The sequence below is a fragment of the Luedemannella helvata genome (assembly GCF_039528415.1).
Lineage (GTDB): Bacteria > Actinomycetota > Actinomycetes > Mycobacteriales > Micromonosporaceae > Luedemannella > Luedemannella helvata.
Genome location: NZ_BAAALS010000022.1, coordinates 1 through 2,500, shown reverse-complemented (window position 1 = coordinate 2,500; position 2,500 = coordinate 1). Strand labels below are relative to the sequence as shown.

Below are 2,500 nucleotides of genomic sequence, written 5' to 3'. Positions count from 1 at the left end.
GCATCTTTGTGGTCAAGTTGCTGAGGGCAAACGGTGGATGTCTAGGCACCAGGAGCCGATGAAGGACGTGGGAGGCCGCGATAGGCCTGGGGGAGCTGTCAACCGAGCGTTGATCCCAGGGTGTCCGAATGGGGAAACCCAGCCCGAGTCATGTCGGGTTACCCACACCTGAACACATAGGGTGTGTGGAGGGAACGCCGGGAAGTGAAACATCTCAGTACCGGCAGGAAGAGAAAACAATAGTGATTCCGTGAGTAGTGGCGAGCGAAAGCGGATTGAGCCTAAACCGTGTGCGTGTGATACCTGTCAGGGGTTGCGTGTGCGGGGTTGTGGGACCGTGCGGATCTGGCTGACACTGGATCGAACAGTGAGAAAGTCTGTGACTAGCCGAAGCTTCTGGAAAGTGGCGCTGTAAACGGTGATAGTCCGGTAGGTGAAAGTTGCAGACCTGTTGTGCGTGTTCCCGAGTAGCGGCGGACTCCTGAAATCTGCCGTGAATCTGCCAGGACCACCTGGTAAGGCTGAATACTCCCTGGTGACCGATAGCGGACTAGTACCGTGAGGGAAAGATGAAAAGTACCCCGGGAGGGGAGTGAAATAGTACCTGAAACCGTTTGCCTACAATCCGTCGGAGCTGAGTTCGTAAGAACGAGGTGACGGCGTGCCTTTTGAAGAATGAGCCTGCGAGTTAGTGGCATGTGGCGAGGTTAACCCGTGTGGGGGAGCCGTAGCGAAAGCGAGTCTGAACAGGGCGTTCAGTCGCATGCTCTAGACCCGAAGCGGAGTGATCTAGCCATGGGCAGGCTGAAGCGCGGGTAAGACCGCGTGGAGGGCCGAACCCACCACCGTTGAAAAGGTGGGGGATGACCTGTGGTTAGGGGTGAAAGGCCAATCAAACTCCGTGATAGCTGGTTCTCCCCGAAATGCATTTAGGTGCAGCGTCGCGTGTTTCTTGCCGGAGGTAGAGCACTGGATGGTCTAGGGGGCCCACAAGCTTACCGAAATCAGCTAAACTCCGAATGCCGGTAAGTGAGAGCGCGGCAGTGAGACTGCGGGGGATAAGCTTCGTAGTCGAGAGGGAAACAGCCCAGATCACCAGCTAAGGCCCCTAAGCGTGTGCTAAGTGGAAAAGGATGTGGGGTCGCATAGACAACCAGGAGGTTGGCTTAGAAGCAGCCACCCTTGAAAGAGTGCGTAATAGCTCACTGGTCAAGTGGTTCCGCGCCGACAATGTAGCGGGGCTCAAGCACACCGCCGAAGCTGTGGCATTCACACATGTACCCCGCGACGCCCTTCGGGGTGTTGTGCAGGTGTGTGGATGGGTAGGGGAGCGTCGTGTGGCGGGTGAAGCAGCGGGGTGACCCAGCTGTGGACGCTACACGAGTGAGAATGCAGGCATGAGTAGCGAAAGCAGGGTGAGAAACCCTGCCGCCGGATGACCAAGGGTTCCAGGGCCAGGCTAATCCGCCCTGGGTGAGTCGGGACCTAAGGCGAGGCCGAGAGGCGTAGTCGATGGACAACGGGTTGATATTCCCGTACCCGCGAAGAAGCGACCATGACGAACCTACTTGTACTAACCACCTGCCTGGTGGAGGTCTTCGGATCGAGATCGGGTGGCTGGGAACTTGGGTGGTAGTAGTCAAGCGATGGGGTGACGCAGGAGGGTAGCTGATCCCGGCCGGTGGTTGTGCCGGGGCAAGCGTGTAGGACGGTGTGTAGGCAAATCCGCACACTATAGGTCTGAGACGTTACGCGGAGACGTTTGAGTCGAAGTCAGTGATCCCATGCTGCCGAGAAAAGCCTCTAGCGAGTTTCGAGCGGCCCGTACCCTAAACCGACACAGGTGGTCAGGTAGAGAATACCAAGGCGATCGGGCGAACTGTGGTTAAGGAACTCGGCAAATTGCCCCCGTAACTTAGGGAGAAGGGGGGCCACAGACCGTGAGACCACACGCTGGAGCAGCGGTAGGTGGCCGCAGAGACCAGGGGGAAGCGACTGTTTACTAAAAACACAGGTCCGTGCGAAGTCGTAAGACGATGTATACGGACTGACGCCTGCCCGGTGCTGGAACGTTAAGGGGACCGGTTAGTCCGAAAGGGCGAAGCTGAGAACTTAAGCGCCAGTAAACGGCGGTGGTAACTATAACCATCCTAAGGTAGCGAAATTCCTTGTCGGGTAAGTTCCGACCTGCACGAATGGCGTAACGACTTCCCCACTGTCTCAACCACAGGCCCGGCGAAATTGCACTACGAGTAAAGATGCTCGTTACGCGCGGCAGGACGGAAAGACCCCGGGACCTTTACTATAGCTTGACATTGGTATTTGAGTTCAATTGTGTAGGATAGGTGGGAGACTGTGAAACGCGGACGCCAGTTCGCGGTGAGTCAACGTTGAAATACCACTCTGTTGGATTCGGGTATCTAACCTCGGACCCTGATCGGGTTCAGGGACAGTGTCTGGTGGGTAGTTTAACTGGGGCGGTTGCCTCCTAAAAGGTAAC

General features: G+C 56.7%; 1 rRNA gene. It reads left to right on the top strand.

Annotated features, from left to right (window positions below):
• Positions 1–10: 10 nt before the first annotated feature.
• Positions 11–2,500: ribosomal RNA gene (locus tag ABD191_RS20505) — 23S ribosomal RNA — on the top strand; the annotation flags it as partial.